16 protein-coding genes and 1 tRNA gene are annotated in these 18431 nt (G+C 70.5%); 14 read left to right on the top strand and 3 right to left on the bottom strand.

Annotated features, from left to right (window positions below; translation table 11 throughout):
- Positions 1-274: 274 nt before the first annotated feature.
- From rplS to BLT44_RS11830, 7 genes are all read left to right on the top strand, one after another.
- Positions 275-622, top strand: coding sequence for a 50S ribosomal protein L19 (gene rplS, locus BLT44_RS11860; protein ID WP_010156851.1), 348 nt, complete (start codon positions 275-277; stop codon positions 620-622).
- Positions 623-772: 150 nt separating this feature from the next.
- Positions 773-1492: a signal peptidase I gene (gene lepB / locus BLT44_RS11855; protein ID WP_050803121.1), complete on the top strand. Its 720-nt coding sequence runs from the start codon at positions 773-775 to the stop codon at positions 1490-1492.
- Positions 1493-1495: 3 nt separating this feature from the next.
- Positions 1496-2179: a ribonuclease HII gene (locus BLT44_RS11850; RefSeq protein WP_010156853.1), complete on the top strand. Its 684-nt coding sequence runs from the start codon at positions 1496-1498 to the stop codon at positions 2177-2179.
- Complete coding sequence (gene murI / locus BLT44_RS11845) at positions 2176-3015, top strand: glutamate racemase (protein WP_010156854.1); 840 nt, start codon at positions 2176-2178, stop codon at positions 3013-3015. Before BLT44_RS11850 ends, murI begins: the two co-directional genes overlap by 4 nt.
- Positions 3016-3068: 53 nt before the next feature.
- Positions 3069-3809 carry a ribonuclease PH gene (gene rph, locus BLT44_RS11840; protein WP_010156855.1) on the top strand — a complete coding sequence of 247 codons (741 nt, stop codon included), beginning with the start codon at positions 3069-3071 and terminating at the stop codon, positions 3807-3809.
- Between the two features lie 2 nt (positions 3810-3811).
- A complete protein-coding gene (gene rdgB / locus BLT44_RS11835) occupies positions 3812-4411 on the top strand; it encodes an RdgB/HAM1 family non-canonical purine NTP pyrophosphatase (protein WP_010156856.1) in 600 nt (199 codons plus the stop codon).
- Between the two features lie 146 nt (positions 4412-4557).
- Entirely contained in the window at positions 4558-7575 is a 3018-nt protein-coding gene (locus BLT44_RS11830) for an aminotransferase (RefSeq protein ID WP_029608290.1), read from the top strand.
- Between the two features lie 159 nt (positions 7576-7734).
- Here the strand turns inward: BLT44_RS11830 and mgtE are convergent, their stop codons facing one another.
- The 3 genes from mgtE to BLT44_RS11815 all read right to left on the bottom strand — a co-directional run bounded on the left by mgtE (position 7735) and on the right by BLT44_RS11815 (position 10265).
- Positions 7735-9093 carry a magnesium transporter gene (mgtE, locus tag BLT44_RS11825; RefSeq protein ID WP_010156858.1) on the bottom strand — a complete coding sequence of 453 codons (1359 nt, stop codon included), beginning with the start codon at positions 9091-9093 and terminating at the stop codon, positions 7735-7737.
- 311 nt (positions 9094-9404) lie between these two features.
- Positions 9405-9489, bottom strand: a tRNA-Leu gene (locus tag BLT44_RS11820).
- Positions 9490-9518: 29 nt separating this feature from the next.
- The gene (locus tag BLT44_RS11815) at positions 9519-10265 is read right to left on the bottom strand and encodes a TIGR00645 family protein (RefSeq protein ID WP_010156859.1); all 747 of its coding nucleotides are present in this window, start codon (positions 10263-10265) and stop codon (positions 9519-9521) included.
- Positions 10266-10411: 146 nt separating this feature from the next.
- On the opposite strand from BLT44_RS11815, the gene BLT44_RS11810 reads away from it, so the two are divergent.
- The 7 genes from BLT44_RS11810 (at position 10412) to BLT44_RS11780 (ending at position 18429) form a co-directional block, all read left to right on the top strand.
- Complete coding sequence (locus BLT44_RS11810) at positions 10412-11464, top strand: TerC family protein (RefSeq protein WP_074690233.1); 1053 nt, start codon at positions 10412-10414, stop codon at positions 11462-11464.
- 261 nt (positions 11465-11725) lie between these two features.
- Complete coding sequence (gene leuC / locus BLT44_RS11805; protein WP_010156861.1) at positions 11726-13264, top strand: 3-isopropylmalate dehydratase large subunit; 1539 nt, start codon at positions 11726-11728, stop codon at positions 13262-13264.
- A gap of 3 nt (positions 13265-13267) precedes the next feature.
- Positions 13268-13870 carry a 3-isopropylmalate dehydratase small subunit gene (gene leuD / locus BLT44_RS11800; RefSeq protein ID WP_010156862.1) on the top strand — a complete coding sequence of 201 codons (603 nt, stop codon included), beginning with the start codon at positions 13268-13270 and terminating at the stop codon, positions 13868-13870.
- On the top strand, positions 13867-15324 hold the full coding sequence (gene murA / locus BLT44_RS11795; RefSeq protein ID WP_010156863.1) for a UDP-N-acetylglucosamine 1-carboxyvinyltransferase: 1458 nt from the start codon (positions 13867-13869) through the stop codon (positions 15322-15324). The genes leuD and murA overlap by 4 nt, the downstream gene beginning before the upstream one ends.
- A gap of 80 nt (positions 15325-15404) precedes the next feature.
- A complete protein-coding gene (locus BLT44_RS11790) occupies positions 15405-16181 on the top strand; it encodes a lysophospholipid acyltransferase family protein (protein WP_010156864.1) in 777 nt (258 codons plus the stop codon).
- Positions 16178-17299: an NAD(P)H-dependent glycerol-3-phosphate dehydrogenase gene (locus BLT44_RS11785; RefSeq protein WP_010156865.1), complete on the top strand. Its 1122-nt coding sequence runs from the start codon at positions 16178-16180 to the stop codon at positions 17297-17299. Before BLT44_RS11790 ends, BLT44_RS11785 begins: the two co-directional genes overlap by 4 nt.
- The gene (locus BLT44_RS11780; RefSeq protein ID WP_010156866.1) at positions 17296-18429 is read left to right on the top strand and encodes a D-alanine--D-alanine ligase family protein; all 1134 of its coding nucleotides are present in this window, start codon (positions 17296-17298) and stop codon (positions 18427-18429) included. Before BLT44_RS11785 ends, BLT44_RS11780 begins: the two co-directional genes overlap by 4 nt.
- Positions 18430-18431: the final 2 nt, after the last annotated feature.

Here is an 18431-nt window from a genome sequence, read left to right as displayed (position 1 = left end):
GACGGAGGGATATCCGCCCGCATCTTCCGTCGCGCTCGGCGCGAACCCTCGGGCTCGCGCAGGGAGGCGCAGCGGGCTGGGCGGGCGCGCTCGCGGAGGATCGCGAGAGCCGCGAGCACTGCGCGTTCGCCGCGGAGCAGAAGTGTGACATAATTGATCCTTGTGCCACGGTGCGGTACTGCCGCGAGGGTCCGCACGGACCGTGAGCCGAACACCTCAGTACTTTTCGATATCCGCGTTCCCGACTTGCGGCGGGCGCAGAGAGTAGACAATCATGCAGAAGCTCGACCTGGTCGATGCCGCGTCGCTCAAGAGCGACATCCCCGAATTCCGCGCCGGCGACACCGTCAAGGTGCACGTGAACATCGTCGAGGGCAACCGCTCGCGCGTGCAGGTGTTCCAGGGCGTCGTGATCTCCCGCCACGGCGAGGGCGTTCGCGAGACCTTCACCGTGCGCAAGATCAGCTTCCAGGTGGGCGTGGAGCGCAAGTTCCCCGTGCACTCGCCCGCGATCGAGAAGATCGAGGTCGTCAGCCGCGGTGACGTGCGTCGTGCGAAGCTCTACTACCTGCGCGGCCTCACCGGCAAGAAGGCGAAGATCAAGGAGAAGCGCGACCGCTAGTCGCGTTTCGCGGGCCGTTCGTCGCGAGCCCGCCGCGCTCTCAGGCTCCCCCCTGGAATAGGGTGGGAGCCTGAAGTGTCTCACCGGGGCGGGTGGGGCCAGGAGCGTCAGTTCCATCGCAGTACCGCTCCCATCGACAGGGGAACCCACATGAGTGAAGCCGAGGCAACGACCTCTCCGCAACGTGCGCGTCGAGGCGGGGTGCTCGGGTTCCTGCGAGACCTGCTCGTCATCCTCGTGGTCGCCTTCCTCGTCTCCTTCCTGCTGAAGACGTTCCTCGTGCGCAGCTTCTTCATCCCCTCCGAGTCGATGCAGAACACGCTGCAGATCGACGACCGCATCCTGGTGAATCAGCTCGTGCCCGACCTCATCGACGTGCAGCGCGGCGACATCGTCGTATTCAAGGATCCGGGCGGGTGGCTGTACCCCCGCAGCACGGAGCCCCCGCGCGGCTTCGAGCGCGTGCTCCAGGCGGTCGGGCTCGCCGCCGATACGAGCAACGAGTACGTCGTGAAGCGTGTGATCGGCGTCGGCGGCGACCGCGTCGAGTGCTGCGACGCGCAGGGGCGCGTCATGGTGAACGGCGTGCCGATCGACGAGCCGTACGTCGTGATCCCCCCGGGCGAGACCCGGGCCTCCGCCATCGACTTCGACGTGACGGTGCCCGAGAACTCGCTCTGGGTGATGGGCGACAACCGCTACCAGAGCAAGGATTCACGGTACAACCAGGATCAGCCCGGCAAGGGGTTCGTGCCCGAGGACGAGGTGGTGGGGCGCGCGTTCGTGCTGAACTGGCCGCTCAACCGCTTCACCTGGCTCGGCACGCCCGAGGGGACCTTCACCGGCGTCGACGCCGCGAAGGAGAACTGAGCGGTGGCGGTCGCGGCAGCCGCGGTCGCGAAGGATCCGACGCTCGTCGTCGAGCAGGAGTACTTCGCGGCGGGCGCCGAGATCGTCATCGGCGTCGACGAGGTGGGGCGCGGCGCGATCGCCGGGCCGGTCGCGGTCGGAGTGCACGCCGTCGTCGCCGGCACCGACGCGTTTCCCGAGGGGCTGCGCGATTCGAAGCTGCTGAGCGAGAAGCGGCGCGACGGGGTCGCCCCGCTCGTGCACGCCTGGGGTTCTGGCGCCGTGGGGTTCGCGAGCGCCGAGGAGATCGACGCTCACGGCATCACGACGATGCTCGGCCAGGCGGCGCGCCGTGCGCTGCTCGAGCTGCGGGCGGCGGGAGTGCCGGTGGAGCGCTCGGTGATCCTGCTCGACGGCGCGCACGACTGGCTCTCGACGGTGCTCCGCGCCCCGCTCGACGTCCGCACCCGCGTGGGGGCGGATCGCGCCTGCGCGAGCGTGGCCGCGGCGTCGGTGCGGGCGAAGGTCGCGCGCGACGCGCTGATGCGGGAGGCCGACGAGGCGCACCCCGAGTACGCGTGGGCGTCGAACAAGGGGTACGGGGCGAAGGCGCACTTCGCGGGCATCGCGGCGCACGGCCTCACCGAACTGCACCGGCACACCTGGATCAAGCTCTCGGCGGTCGGCTCCGCTAGTCTGGAAGCGTGAGTTCGCAGCAGCCCGACGCGTTCGCCCCGATCGGGGTGTTCGATTCCGGAGTCGGCGGTCTGACCGTGGCGCGCGCGATCCGGGACCAGTTGCCCGGCGAGGCGATGATCTACGTCGGCGACACGGCGCGCGCGCCCTACGGCCCTCGCCCGATCGCCGAGGTGCGCCGATTCGCCCTCGAGATTCTCGACGGCCTCGTGGAGCAGGGCGTGAAGATGCTGGTGATCGCCTGCAACACCGCGTCGGCGGCGGTGCTGCGAGACGCGCGCGAGCGCTACGACGTGCCCGTCGTGGAGGTCATCGGCCCCACGGTGCGCAGCGCCGCCGCCATCACGCGCACCGGCCGGGTCGGGCTGATCGGCACGCGGGGCACGATCCAGTCGCGCGCCTACGACGATCTCTTCGCCATGCGGCCCGAGATCGAGTTGAGCTCCGCCGCGTGCCCCCGCTTCGTCGAACTCGTCGAGGCCGGCGAGACGAGCGGCCCCGCCGTGCACGAGGTCGCTCGCGAGTACCTCGCGCCGCTCGTCGCCGAGGGCATCGACACGCTGGTGCTCGGCTGCACGCACTACCCGTTCCTGCGCGGGGCGATCCGGCAGGTGGTCGGCCCCGACGTCGCGCTCGTGTCGAGCGATATCGAGACGGCGAACGTCGTGTTCCAGGAGCTCACCGAACTGCAGCTGCTGCGCCCGGCGGGCGCGCCCGATCCCGAGCTGCGCTACGAGGCCACCGGCCCCGACACGGCGGGCTTCGTCGAACTGGCGCGCCGCATGCTCGGGATCGGCATCGACAGCGTCGACCACCTCGAGACCGGCGCGATCCGCCTCCCGCGCTGACGCGGGCCCGACCCGCAGCCGACATCCGAATCCCGCAACGTCTGGAGACCTGAATGACCGAGACACTCCGCGCCGACGGGCGCACCCCGCAGCAGACCCGTCCGGTCGCGATCGAGCGCGGGTGGAGCGCGCAGGCCGAGGGCAGTGCGCTCATCTCGTTCGGCGGCACGAAGGTGCTCTGCACCGCCTCCTTCACGCCGGGAGTGCCGCGCTGGCTCACAGGCAAGGGCACCGGGTGGGTGACCGCCGAGTACTCGATGCTGCCCCGCTCCACGAACGAGCGCATGCAGCGCGAGTCGATCAAGGGCAGGGTCGGCGGTCGCACGCACGAGATCTCGCGCCTGATCGGCCGGAGCCTCCGCGCGGTCATCGACACGAAGGCCCTCGGCGAGAACACGATCGTCATCGACTGCGATGTGCTGCAGGCCGACGGCGGCACCCGCACCGCATCGATCACCGGCGCCTACGTCGCGCTCGTCGACGCGATCGAGTGGGCGCGCGAGCGCGGCTTCATCGCGAAGCGGGCCCAGCCGCTCACCGACAGCGTCGCCGCGATCTCCGTCGGCATCGTCGACGGCGTGCCGCTCACCGACCTCGCGTACGTCGAGGATTCGCGCGCCGAGACCGACATGAACGTCGTCGTGACCGGATCGGGCGACTTCGTCGAGGTGCAGGGCACCGCCGAGGGCGCGCCGTTCAAGCGCACCGAGCTCGACGCGCTGCTCGATCTCGCGCTCGTGAGCACGACCGAGCTCGCCGAGCTGCAGCGCACCGCGCTCGCGGAGGGCCGCTGATCATGACGACCGTGGTCCTCGCCTCGCACAACGCGCACAAGCTGGAGGAGCTGCGCCGCGTCCTCGGCCCGCTGATCCCCGGGATCGAGCTGGTCGGATACGACGGGCCGGAGCCCGTGGAGAACGGGCTGAGCTTCGAGGAGAACGCGTTCATCAAGGCCCGCGCCGCTGCCGCCCACACCGGGCTTCCCGCGATCGCCGACGACTCGGGCATCGCCGTCGACGTGCTCGGCGGCTGCCCCGGCATCTTCTCGGCGCGCTGGGGCGGCCCCGCACGCAACGATCGCGCGAACCTCGAACTGCTGCTCTGGCAGCTCACCGATGTCGGAGACGACCACCGCGACGCGGGATTCGTGTGCGCCGCGGCGCTCGCCCTGCCGGGGGAGTCGCGCGAGGGCGACATCTGCGAACTCGGGGTCTGGCCGGGGCGCGTGCTCCGGCAGCCCGCCGGCGCGCACGGCTTCGGCTACGACCCGATCTTCCAGCCCGAGGGGGAGACCCGCTCGGCCGCGGAACTCGCCTCCGCTGAGAAGGACGCCCTGTCGCACCGCACCCGCGCGTTCACCGCGCTCGCTCCGGCGATCCGGGCGCTCTTCGACTGACTCCGCCCCGCTGCAGACGTCGGCTTGTGCGGCCCCATGGCCCGAGCCCGAGTGCCCCGCCTTCCGCACCATCGGCCGGTGCGGGGGCGACGCGGCACCCAACACACGAGTGACATCACTTCGACATCAGAGATGGAGATCGCACGATGAGTGACGCTTCACCGGGTGGATTGGTGCGCCCGGATGTGACCGAGGCCGACGCCCGAACGATTGCACGCGACTGCTACGGGTTGGAGGTGACCGCAGCCGAACTCGGCAGCAACCAGGACCGCAACTTCGCGCTCACCGCCGCCGACGGCTCGCGCAGCGTGCTGCGGATCGACAACCCCGTGTTCGCCGACGACGCGCGTGAGGCGCAGCACGCCGCGCTCGACGCGTACCGCGCCGCCGGTGTGCCCGCGGCGGCCGTGCTGCCGGGACTGGACGGCCGACTGACCCAGCGCTGGCGAGGGTTCGCCGTGCGCCGCAGCGAGTTCGCGCCGGGGGAGCCGATGGTCGACCTCGGCTACTTCGCGCCGGCCGTGCTCGAGAGCTTCGGCGCCCTGTCGGCCGCGTCGGCGAACGCGCTCGCCGACCTCTCCCACCCGGGCCTCGACCGCTCCCACATGTGGGACATGCGGGTCGCCTACGACGAGACCGAGCGGCTCGCCGACTCGATCGACGACGAGGATCTGCGCGAGCGCGTGCTGCGCGCGGCCCGGTCGGCGCACGCAGCGCTGGCACCGCTCGTCGAGGCGCTGCCCGTGCAGGCCGTCCACGGCGATCTGACCGACGACAACGTGATGGGGGTGCGCGGCGCCGACGCCCGCGTGCACCCGCAGACCGTGCTCGACCTGGGCGATCTCTCCTACGGGTGGCGCGTCGCGGAGCTCGCGGTCACCGCGAGCTCGCTGCTGCAGCACGACCCCGATCGCCCGCTCAGGGTGCTCGACGCGATCGCCGCGTTCCACCGCGCGGCGCCCCTCTCGGCGTCGGAGGCGCGGGCCGTCTGGCCCCTCGTCGTGCTGCGCGCGGCGCTGCTGGTGACGAGCGGATACCGGCAGCTCGAGATCGACGGCGACAACGCGTACGCTCGCGACCGCGTCGCGGGTGAGCAGGCCATGCTCGACGCGGCCACCGCGCTGCCGCTCGCCGAGGCGACGGAGCACGTGCTCGCCGGACTCGGGTTCGCGGGCGTCGCGCACGGCACCGGCCTGCGACTGCTGGCCGTTCCGCAGGTTCCCGCCGCGAAGTCGGGCGGCGTCGAACCGCTGCGCGCGCTGCTCCCGGAACTCGACGGCGAGGCCGCCGTGCTCGACCCCGGGGTCGAATCCGATGCGCTCGCATCGGGCGCGTGGCTCGATCCCGACGCCGAGGAGCGTCTCGTGCGGGACGCCCTCGTGGCGGGGCGCGCGGCCGCGGTGCTCCCGTACGGCGTCTTCCGGCTGACGCGCACCCTGATCGACGCGCAGGAGTCGGGAGCGACGTGGCCGATCGCGACCGAGATCCACCTCGCCGCAGGTGGGGCTCAGCCGGTCGCGAGCCCCGTCCCGGGCACCGTCGCCTCGGCGACGAGCCGGGGCGTGCTGCTCGAACTGGAGGGCGGCTGGCATCTCGCGATCGACGGCGCCGCCGCGGAGGCGGCCGAGGGCGGCTCGGTCTCCGCAGGGGCCGTGATCGCGCGCATCGACGCCTCGGCTGACACCCGCGCGATCTCGGTGACGTTGATCCGCGCCGACGCCGTCGATGGCGACGAGCCGCCGATCCTCGCCGTCGACGAACCCGAGGTCGGCCTGGCCCCGCTCGTCACTCCCGACCGGGTGCCGGCCTGGCGCCGGTTCACCGGGGACCCGGCGGCGCTGCTCGGGCTGCCGCACCTCGCCCAGCGCGACGAGTCGGGCGACGAACTCGCCCGACGCTCCGAGATCTTCGCGAGCGCGCAGGAGCGGTACTACGAGCGGCCGATGCAGATCGAGCGGGGCTGGCGCCACCACCTGATCGACACCACCGGCCGGGCCTACATCGACATGGTGAACAACGTCACCGGGCTCGGCCACGGCCACCCGGGCGTCGCCGACGCGGTGAACCGGCAGATCCGCCGACTCAACACGAACTCCCGCTTCCTCTACCGAGAGCTGGCGGAGTACAGCGAGCGCCTGCTCGCGCTGCTGCCCGACCGGTCGGAGCTCGACACCGTGCTCCTCGTGAACAGCGGCTCCGAAGCGGTCGACCTCGCCCTGCGGCTGGCCCAGGCCGCGACCGGGCGCAAGACGGTTGTCGCGCTGCGCGAGGCGTATCACGGCTGGACCATGGCGTCGGATGCGGTCACGACGAGCGCGTACGACAACCCGTACGCGCTGCAGAATCGTCCCGACTGGGTCGAGGTCGCCGATGTTCCCAACCGCTTCCGCGGCACCTACCGCGGCGAGGCGACGGGATCGCGGTACGCGGCCGATCTCGGGGACGACCTGCGGCGCCTCGCCGCCGAGGGGCGCGACGCCGCAGCGTTCATCTGCGAGTCGGTGCTCGGCAACGCCGGCGGCGTGCTGCTCCCCGACGGCTACCTCGCCGATGTCTACGCGCGGGTGCGCGCGGCAGGCGGGCTCTGCATCGCCGATGAGGTGCAGGTCGGGTTCGGGCGGATGGGCTCGAGCTTCTGGGGGTTCGAGCAGTCGGGCGTGACGCCCGACATCATCACGATCGCGAAGCCGATGGGCAACGGATTCCCGATCGGCGGCGTCATCACCTCGAAGCGGATCGCCGACGCGCTCGCGACGCAGGGCCAGTTCTTCTCCTCCGCCGGCGGCAACCCCCTGAGCTGCCGCGTCGGCATCGCGGTGCTCGACGCGATGGAGCAGGAGGGCCTGCAGCAGAACGCGCTCCACGTCGGATCGCGTCTCGCCGACGGCTTCCGCGCGCTCGCCGAGCGCCACGAGATCATCGGGCCGATCCACGGCGAGGGGCTCTACCTCGGCGTCGAACTGGTGCGCGATCGGCAGAGCCTCGAACCCGCGACCGCCGAGGCGGCCGCCGTCTGCGAGCGGCTCAAAGAGCTCGGCGTGATCGTGCTCACCACCTCCGAGCGCTCGAACGTGCTCAAGGTGAAGCCGCCGCTCTGCCTCACCGCCGAGAGCGCAGACGCGGTGCTCGCGGCGCTCGATCGCGCGCTCTCCGAGGGCTGGTAACGCCGCGATCCGGCGCCGAGTCCCTGCCCCCCCCCCCGCCGAGTCCCTGCCCGCGCGCCGAGTCCCTGCGGGATTCGCGCTCCGCGGGCGGGGGCTCGGCGATCGGGCGGGGGCTCGGCGATCGGGCGGGGGCTCGGCGCGCGGGCAGGCGCCGAAGGCTCAGAGCCCGAGCACCGCCGAAGCGATCGCGAAGTAGACGAGCAGACCGGTGGCATCGACGAACGTTGAGATGAACGGGTTCGAGAAGACCGCCGGATCGACGCGCACCGCGCGCGCCAGCAGCGGCATGCACCCGCCCACCACGGCGGCCACCGTGCACACGGCGAGCAGCGTCAGGCCGATGACGGCCCCGATCGGCAGGGAGTAGAGCGCTCCCGCGATCCCGAACCCGAGGGCTCCTAGCAGCAGGCCGAGCAGCGCGCCGGTACGCGATTCGCGGGCGAGTACGCGGAAGATGTCGCGGGGCCGCACGTCGCCCAGGGCGAGCGCGCGCGTCACCGTCGTCGCCGCCTGGTTGCCGGTGTTGCCGCCGGTGCCGATGAGGAGCGGCACGAACAGCGCGAGCACGGTCACCTGCTCGATCGTCGCCTCGAAGATCTCGAGCACCTGCACCGTCAGCGTCGCGCCCACGGCGAGCACGAGCAGCCACACCACGCGCGAGCGCACGAGGGTGCGCACGGGAGTCGACAGGTAGGGGCGGCGCAACGGCTCGGATCCGCCTTGGCGCGCGGCGTCCTCGCTCTCCACGTGCTCGAGGATGCGGATGGCGTCATCGATCGTGAGCATTCCGACCAGGCGCTCTTCGCTGTCGACGATCGGGAGCGCCAGCAGCGAGAGATCGGCGCAGCGGCGCGCGGCGAACTCGTCGGTCTCGGTCGCGAGGGCGGTGTGCGCCGGCCGCATGAGCGCCTCGATCGCGTCCTCGGCTCGGGCGGCCAGCAGCTCGCGCAGGCTGACGATGCCGACCACGACCCGCGTCGCGTCGAGCACCGGGATCGTGTACACCGTCTCGGCGTCATCGATGTGGGCCTGCACGCGCTCGAGCGTCTGCCCGACGGTGAGCGATGCGCGCGTCGACACGTACTCCGGCGTCATGCGGCGCCCCACGCTGCCCTGCGGGTATCCGAGCAGTGCGGCGGTCTGCAGGCGATCCTGCTCGGGGAGGCCGCGCAGCATCTGCGTCGCGAGCACCGACGGCACCTCGTCGAGGAGCCAGAGCCGGTCGTCGGGGTCGAGCTCTGCGAACAGGCGGCTCACCTCGGCGTGCTGCAGGCCGTCGAGCAGATCGCTCTGCAGGGTGGGCGGGAGCGCTTCGAACACCTCCATCGCGCGCTGTTTGGAGAGCAGGCGGAAGAGCACGGCGCGCTGCCGCAGGTCGACCCGGGCGAACAGCGGCACGAGCTCGGCGGCCGTGTGGGGTGCGAGGTCGCGGGTGAGGGCCGGCAGATCGCCGGCGGAGAGATGCTGCATGATGCCGTCGTACGAGGCCTCGATGATCGGGATCTGCTGAGTGGTCATGACGGGTCTCCTCGCGTGCGCGACGAAGCGCGGCTCGGCGGCGCCGTGGCGCCGGGGTACGTGGGAACGTGCGAGCCGGGCGTGCGCGCCGCGACGACGAGGTCGACCTACGGGGCGGGGGGAGTCGCGAGCGCGGAGCCCGGCTGATGACTGCAACTGTCACTGGGCATCGGGCTCACCTCGCTTCGGTTCTTGTCGTACGGGATCACGACACGTCGGGTCGTGTTGCGCGAACAGGGGAACCCTAACAGCAGCGGGCAGCGCGGGCCAAACCGCGTGCGCGGTGTGCCGGGGCGTTGCGACGACCGCCGTGGTGCGCGAGGGGGGACTTGAACCCCCACGTCCGAGGACACTGGAACCTAAATCCAGCGCGTCTGCCGATTCCGCCACTCGCGCGCGGGCCGGCGGCGCCGGCGAGAACCACCTTAGCGGTCGTTCGGCACCACTTCGGCGCCCTCGGGGAGCCGGGATCCTGCCGGCAGGCGCACGGTGACGAACTCCTCGCCGGCGGTGGCCGAGCCCTCGGCGCGCGCCTCGTCGCCGCGCAGCCCCGACTCGATCCTCCCGACGCTCAGCCCGCCGGTGGCGCCGGTTGCGTGGTGCTGGCTCATGCGGTCGATCCAGGCGAGGGCGATGGCCGAGACGATGAACGCGAGGTGGATGACGACCTCCCACATCACGCCGTCCCACGAGTAGAGCACGCTGCCGTCGGCGTTGCGCACGACCCCGTTCTCCATGCGCCCCACCTCGATGAAGGTCTTGAGCAGGTGGATCGACGAGATCGAGATGATCGAGACGGCGAGCTTGACCTTGAGCAGGTTGGTGTTGACGTGCGACAGCCACTCGGGCTCGTCGTGGTGCCCCTGCACGCGGATCTTCGAGACGAACGTCTCGTAGCCCCCGATGATGACCATGATCAAGAGATTCGCGATCATGACGATGTCGATGAGCGCGAGCACGCTGAGCATCACGTCGGTCTCGCTGATGTGCCCCGACGCGACGACGTTCTCGACGAGGTGCCAGAGCTCGACGAAGAAGAGCACGACGTAGACCGCCTGCGCGATGATGAGCCCGAGGTAGAGGGGGGCCTGCAGCCACCGGCTCGCGAAGATGAAGGCGGCGAGGGTCCGCGAGGCGGGGCCCGGGCCGGCCTGCGCGCTGCGTTCGGTCATACTGGGTCGATTGCTCACGTGGTGGGCCCTCTCGTGCTGGTGAAGTGCACCACATGCTAGCGCAGCGCCGCGGGCGGAGAATGAACGGCGCGTGAGCGGTGCACGCGGCGACTAGTATGGCGGGAGCGAAAAGGAAGGTCGTGCCGTTGACTTCAGTGCTCCCGCTCTGGTTCGAGATCGGATCGATGATCGCGCTCGTCGTGATCCTCGTCATCGATCTCGCGCTGATCATCCGACGCCCGCACGTGCCCTCCATGCGCGAGGCGAGTCTCTGGGTCGGCTTCTACGTGCTGCTGGCGCTCGTCTTCGCCGGGGCCATCTTCCTGCTCGGCGACGTGCAGCACGGCACCGAGTTCCTGGCGGGCTGGCTGACGGAGTACAGCCTCTCGATCGACAACCTGTTCGTGTTCGTGCTGATCCTGGCCAGCTTCAAGGTGCCGAGCGCGTACCAGCAGCGGGCGCTGATGATCGGCATCGTGCTCGCCCTCGTGTTCCGAGGCGCGTTCATCCTGGTCGGCGCCGCGATCATCGAGCGCTTCATCGCGATCTTCTTCGTGTTCGGCGCCTGGCTGATCTGGACGGCCTGGCAGCAGGTGAAGCCGGGCGGCGACGACGAGCACGGCGAGAACTGGATCATCCGTCAGATCAAGAAGGTGCTGCCGTTCAGCGACCACTACGACGGGGGCAGGCTCCGCACGACGGTCGACGGCAAGCGCATGTTCACGCCGTTCCTGCTCGTGCTCATCTCGCTCGGCGTCACCGATCTGCTCTTCGCGCTCGACTCGATCCCCGCCATCTTCGGCATCACGCAGAGCGCCTTCATCGTGTTCACGGCCAACGTGTTCGCGCTCATGGGCCTGCGGCAGCTGTACTTCCTGCTCGGCGGTCTGCTCGAGCGCCTGGAGTACCTGAAGTACGGCATCGCCGCGATCCTCGCGTTCATCGGCGTGAAGCTCATCCTGCACGCGCTGCACGAGAACGAGCTCCCCTTCATCAACGGCGGCGAGCACGTTCCCGTGCCCGAGATCAACACGTGGGTGTCGCTGGGCTTCATCGTCGTCTCGATGCTGATCGCGACGGTCGCGAGCCTCGTCAAGGCGAACCGCGAGGCCCGGGCCCGCGGCGAGCACCTCCATCTGGGCGCCGCGGAGGGGTCCGATCAGCAGGGGCAGGATCACCAGCGCGCCAACCGGCACTAGCGTCTCGAGGCGCTCCGCCGGTCGGTGCCACGCCTCGCCCGGGCGCCCGTGCGGGCACTCTGCACGACGCGATGGTAGACTCGCGCCATGCGTTCGCGGGCTCTGCTTCTTCACAGCCGCGACGGGGTCTAGTCCATCGGCCGCCCGTCGCGGAGTTCTCGCATGGTCGATCCGCCGCGTCGATGCTCGCGAAATACTTTCGCGCCGCGCGGTGTTGAACAGCACAGTGCTGAGTGCACGGAACCGGGAAGAGAAGCACACATGAGCGAGCAGTTTGCGTCGGAGGCGGCCGCACGGCCCCGCACCCTGGCGGAGAAACTCTGGGATGACCACGTGGTCGTCAAGGGCGAGAACGGGCAGCCGGATCTCATCTACATCGACCTCCACCTCATCCACGAGGTCACGAGCCCGCAGGCGTTCGACGGGCTGCGCGTCGCCGGCCGCCCGCTGCGACGCGTCGATCTGATGATCGCGACCGAGGATCACAACACGCCGACGGTCAACATCACGCGCCAGATCGAGGACCCGACGAGCCGGCTGCAGATCGAGACGCTGCGGCAGAACGTCGCCGAGTTCGGCGTGCGCGCCCACCCGCTGGGCGACCGCGAGCAGGGCATCGTGCACGTGGTCGGCCCGCAGCTCGGCCTCTCGATGCCGGGCATCACGGTGGTGTGCGGCGACAGCCACACCTCCACCCACGGCGCCTTCGGCGCGCTCGCCTTCGGCATCGGCACGAGCGAGGTCGAGCACGTGATGGCGACCCAGACGCTGCCGCTGAAGCCGTTCAAGACGATGGCGATCAACGTCGAGGGCGAGCTCCGCCCGGGCGTCACGGCCAAGGACATCATTCTGGCGGTCATCGCGAAGATCGGCACGGGCGGGGGTCAGGGCTACGTGCTCGAGTACCGCGGATCCGCGATCCGCAGCCTGTCGATGGACGGTCGCATGACGATGTGCAACATGTCCATCGAGGCCGGTGCGCGAGCCGGCATGGTCGCCCCCGACGAGACGACGTTCGAGTACGTGAAGGGCCGCCCGCACGCTCCCCGGGGCGCCGACTGGGACGCGGCAGTGGAGTACTGGAAGACGCTGCCCACCGACGAGGGCGCGGTCTTCGACAAGGAGGTGTTCATCGACGCGAATGCGTTGGAGCCCTTCGTCACGTGGGGCACGAACCCCGGCCAGGGCGTGCTGCTCAGCGAGACCGTGCCCGACCCGGCCGCCATCGCCGACGCCGACGAGCGCGCCGCGGCCGAGCGCGCGCTCGAGTACATGGACCTCGCCGCCGGCACTCCGATGAAGGAGATCCCGGTCGACGCCGTCTTCATGGGGTCGTGCACGAACAGCCGTCTCGACGATCTGCGCACCTTCGCCGAGCTCATCAAGGGCAAGCAGAAGGCTGAGGGGGTGCGCCTCATGGTGGTGCCGGGCTCGGCGCGCGTGCGCGCGGAGGCGGAGGCCGAGGGGATCGACCGCATCGTCGAGGCCTTCGGCGGCGAGTGGCGGTTCGCGGGCTGCTCGATGTGCCTCGGCATGAACCCGGACCAGCTGGCCCCGGGGGAGCGCTGCGCGTCGACCTCGAACCGCAACTTCGAGGGCCGCCAGGGCAAGGGCGGCCGTACGCACCTCGTCTCGCCGCTCGTCGCCGCTGCGACCGCGATCCGCGGAACGCTGTCGAGCCCGTGGGATTTGCAGGCCGACCTGGAGCGGGGCATCACGCATGATGCGCCGGAGGGCGCCGAGCTCCCCGTGCGGCGACGCATTCCGATCATGCCCGTCAGCGAGAAGGCGGGAGCCTGAGCCATGCAGAAGTTCACGACTTTCACGGGCGTCGCCGCTCCGCTGCAGCGGACCAACGTCGACACCGACCAGATCATCCCGGCCGTCTTCCTGAAGCGCGTCACCAAGACCGGCTTCGACGACGCGCTGTTCTCGCACTGGCGGCAGGATGAGAGCTTCGTGCTGAATCAGCCCGCGTTCCAGGGCGCCGAGATTCTCGTCGCCGGCGCCGATTTCGGAACGGGATCGTCGCGCGAGCACGCGGTGTGGGCGCTCCGGGACTACGGGTTCCGCGTCGTCATCTCGCCGCGCTTCGCCGACATCTTCCGCGGCAACTCGGGCAAGCAGGGGTTGCTCGCCGCCCAGGTGACCGAGGACGACGTGAAGCGGATCTGGGCCGCGATCGACGCGAACCCGGGCATGGCGCTCACCGTCAGCCTGGAGGATCGCACCATCACCGCCGGCGACCTCGTGATCCCCTTCGAGGTCGACGACTACACGCGTTGGCGCCTCATGGAGGGGCACGACGATATCTCTTTGACGCTCCGCGAGGCGGACGCCATCACCAGATTCGAGGCGAATCGCCCGAGCTGGATGCCGACAACGACCCCCGTGGAGGCCGAATGACCAAGCACACCGTGACCGAGGCCGAGTTGGAGTCGAACGAGCAGGTGCCGGAGGAGACCGGCGCTTCGGTCGAGGATTCCGAGGCGGCGGGCCGCAAGCTCGACGCGCAGAAGGCGGGCGCCCGAGTCGGGCTGACCTCCGACGAGATCATCATCAACGGCGGCCGTCCGCTGCGCGGTCGCATCGAGGTGCGCGGCGCGAAGAACCTCGCGACCAAGGCCATGGTGGCGGCGCTGCTCGGCAAGACGCCGAGCGTGCTGCGCAACGTGCCGAACATTTCCGACGTTCGCGTCGTCGCCGGGCTGCTGGCCCTGCACGGCGTGCTCATCACCCGGGGCGAGCAGGCCGGGGAGTGGCGTCTCGATCCGTCGAACGTCGAGGTCGCGCATCAGGCCGACATCGACGCGCACGCCGGCTCCTCGCGCATCCCGATCCTCTTCTGCGGCCCGCTGCTGCACCGCCTCGGCGAAGCCTTCATCCCCGACCTCGGCGGGTGCCGGATCGGCGATCGCCCGATCGACTTCCACCTCGACGCGCTGCGCAACTTCGGGGCGGTCATCGAGAAGCTGCCGAGCGGCATCAGCCTGACGGCGCCGAACGGCCTCCACGGGGCGAACATCGAGCTGCCGTACCCGTCGGTGGGCGCCACGGAGCAGGTGCTGCTCACGGCCGTGCTCGCCGAGGGGCAGACCGAGTTGCGGAACGCCGCCATCGAGCCGGAGATCGTCGACCTCATCTGCATCCTGCAGAAGATGGGCGCGATCATCTCGATGGAGCCCAACCGCGTCATCTTCATCGAGGGCGTGCCCGAGCTGCGCGGCTACGACCACCGCGCGATCTTCGACCGCAACGAGGCCGCCAGCTGGGCGGCGGCGGCGCTCGCCACGAAGGGCGACGTGTTCGTCGGCGGCGTGGAGCAGGAGGAGATGATGACCTTCCTCAACGTCTTCCGCAAGGTCGGCGGCGACTTCGACGTGCACGACGACGGCATCCGCTTCTGGCACCCGGGCGGCCCGCTGAAGCCCGTCACCATCGAGACCGATGTGCACCCGGGCTTCATGACGGACTGGCAGCAGCCGCTCGTCGTGGCGCTCACCCAGGCCGAGGGGCAGTCGACCATCCACGAGACGGTCTACGAGAACCGCTTCGGGTTCACCGACGCCCTGGTGAAGATGGGGGCCGACATCGTGGTCTACAAGGATGGCCTGCACGACGAGACCCGCCGCGTGAAGCGCCGCGAGTTCGAGCAGGCGGCCGTCATCACGGGGCCGACGCCGCTGCACGGCGCCGACATCGAGGTGCCCGACCTGCGCGGCGGCTTCAGCCACCTCATCGCGGCGCTGACCGCGGAGGGGCAGTCGAAGGTCACGAACCTCGGCATCATCTCGCGCGGCTACGAGAACTTCATCGAGAAGCTGCGGCTGCTCGGCGCCGATTTCGTCTACGAGAGCTGAACCGGCGACTCACCTGCGAATGGGGCGGCTGCCCGCGGCGTATGCCGTCGGGCAGCCGCCGCATTCGAGATAATGGACGTATGACTGACACCGTGAAGTTCCGCAGCCGATTGTCGCCGGAGAAGCGTCGGCCGTCGGTGTTCTGGGTGCTGGCCGCGCTGATTCTGCCGATCTGGTCGCTCATGGTGCGCTACCGCTTCACCCCGCAGTCCAAGCTTCCCGAGCGCGGGCCGTTCATCCTCGCCCCGAACCACTACAGCGAGGTCGATCCGATCGCGGTGGGGGCCGCCGTCTGGCACCTCGGCCGCCTGCCCCGATTCATGGCGAAGGCGAGCCTCTTCAAGGTTCCGGTGCTCGGCGGGCTCATGCGGGCGTCCGGCCAGGTGCCCGTGCAGCGCGACGGCGTCGCGCGCTCGGCGCACCGCGACGGCAATCCGATGAGCGCCGCCGCACAGATCATCGAACGGCAGGACGGCGTGATCGTGTACCCCGAGGGCACGCTGACCCGCGATCCCGATCTCTGGCCGATGCGGGGCAAGAGCGGGGCCGTGCGCCTCGCCCTCGAAGCGGGAATCCCGCTGATCCCGGTCGCGCACTGGGGCACCCACCGGCTCATGCCGCGCTACGCGAAGCGGCTGCACCCGTTTCCGCGGAAGACCATCGAGGTCGCCATCGGCGAACCGATCGACCTGAGCCGCTTCGACGGCAAGCCCGTCGATCAGCGCGTCATCAACGAGGCGACCCGCGAGCTCATGGACGCCATCACCGCGCTCCTGTCGGAGCTTCGCGGGGAGGCGGCTCCGGCTGAACGCTGGGATCCGAGCAAGCATCAGCAGAGCGAGACGGGGCGCTTTTGAGCATCCGAGCCGGGGCGGCCGCAGCGCCGCACGCCGAACGCAACCGCGGGCGCACCGTCGCCGTCATCGGCGCCGGAAGCTGGGGCACGACGTTCGCCAGGGTGCTCGCCGACGCGGGGTGCGATGTCACCATCTGGGCGCGGCGGCCCGAGGTCGCGCACGAGATCCAGGTGGCGCGGCGCAACAGTCAGTACCTGCCCGGCGTCAACCTGCCGAAGACGCTCTCGGCGACCGACGACCTCGCGACGGCGCTCCGGGGCGCGCGGCTGGTCTTTCTCGCCGTGCCCAGCCAGACGCTGCGGCAGAACCTCATCGACCTCGAGCCGTTCCTCGACCGCCGGTCGGTGCTCGTGAGCCTGGTGAAGGGGGTCGAGAAGACCACCACCATGCGCATGTCGGAGGTGATCGCCGACACCCTCGACCTCGAGCCCGACCGCATCGCAGTGGTCTCGGGCCCGAACATCGCCCTCGAGATCGCGAAGGAGCAGCCGACCGGCGCCGTCGCGTCGTGCGCCGACCTCGGCGTGGCGCAGGAAGTCGCGATGGCGGCGAATGCGCCGTACTTCAGGACGTACGTCAACACCGACGTGATCGGCACCGAGCTCGGCGGAGTGCTGAAGAACCTCATCGCCCTCGCCATCGGCATCGTCGACGGCGTCGGCTACGGCGAGAACACGAAGGCCGCGATCATCACGCGCGGGCTCGCCGAGATGACAGAGTTCTCGGTCGCCTCGGGCGCCGATCCGGCGACGCTCTCGGGTCTCGCCGGCCTCGGCGACCTCATCGCCACCTGCCAGTCGCCGCTCTCGCGCAACAACACCGCGGGCCGGCTCATCGGGCAGGGGTACACGCAGGAGGAGACCCGCGAGCAGATGCAGCAGGTCGCCGAGGGCATCACCTCGGTGCCCCCCGTGCTCGAGCTCGCGCGCGAGCGCGGGGTGGGCATGCCGATCGTGGAGCAGGTGCAGATGGTGCTCACGGGCAAGATGCAGCCCAAGCACCTCGGCCCGCATCTCGCCACCGAAGACGAAGTGCCGCAGGCGGAGCTCAGCCTGGGCGCGCCCCCGATCGGTCGACTGAAGCGACTGTTCGACCGGATGAAGGGAACCCGCGCGTGACCGCGACCTCAGCCCGCCAGGACGCCCCCGCGAAGCGCACGGTCGTGCTGCTGTTCGGCGGGCGCTCGAGCGAGCACGGCATCAGCTGCGTCACCGCGGCGGGCGTGCTCCGAGCCATCGATCGCGCGAAGTTCGACGTGATCCCCGTGGGTATCACGAAGCAGGGCGCCACCGTGCTCATGCGCGAGGCAGATCTCGCCGAGTACCGACTCGACGCCGACGCGCTTCCCGAGGTCGCCGACAACGGCACGCGCGTGCTGTGGCCCGCCTCGACCGCGACGCGCGAGCTCAGCGTGATCGAGGAGGGCGGCGTGCTGCGCGGTCTCGGACGCGCCGACGCGGTGCTGCCGATGCTGCACGGCCCCTACGGCGAAGACGGCACCGTGCAGGGCATGCTCGACCTCATCGACCTGCCGTACGTCGGCAGCGGCGTGCTCGGCTCGGCGCTGTGCATGGACAAGCACGCGGTGAAGACCGTGCTCGCCGACGCCGGGATCGCGGTGGCGCCGTGGAACACCGTGACGCGGTCGCAGCTGGATGCCGATCCCTCGCTCGCGTCGCGCCTCGACGCGGGGCTGCAGTACCCGCTCTTCGTGAAGCCGGCCCGGGCGGGGTCGAGCGTCGGCGTCACCAAGGTGACGGCCGCGGCGGAACTGCCCGAGGCGCTCGACATCGCCTTCGCCGAGGATCGCACGGTGCTCGTCGAGTCGGGCGTCATCGGCAGAGAGGTGGAGATAGCGGTGCTCGAAGGGCGGGGCGACGCGCGCCCGCGCACGAGCAGCGTCATCGGGGAGATCGTGATCTCGGGAGGCGGGTTCTACGACTTCGCATCGAAGTACCTGGACGGGTCGGGGGTGCGCCTCGATCTGCCGGCCGAGGTGACCGCCGACGAGTTCGCCGCGCTGCAGCGGGACGCCGTGCTGGCCTTCGAGATCGCGCAGTGCGCGGGGCTGGCCCGCGTCGACTTCTTCCTGACCGACGACGGCCCGGTGCTGAACGAGATCAACACCCTGCCGGGGTTCACGCCGATCTCGATGTACCCGCGCCTCTGGGAGGCGTCGGGCATGAGCTACACGGACCTCATCACCGAGCTCGTCGAGCTCGCCGTGGAGCGGCGCCCCGCCTACTGAGG

Origin of the sequence: Leucobacter chromiiresistens, from assembly GCF_900102345.1 — a bacterium.
GTDB classification, from domain to species: domain Bacteria; phylum Actinomycetota; class Actinomycetes; order Actinomycetales; family Microbacteriaceae; genus Leucobacter; species Leucobacter chromiiresistens.
The sequence above is the reverse complement of the archived record's forward strand: the minus strand, read 5'-3'. Positions and strand labels throughout refer to the sequence as shown.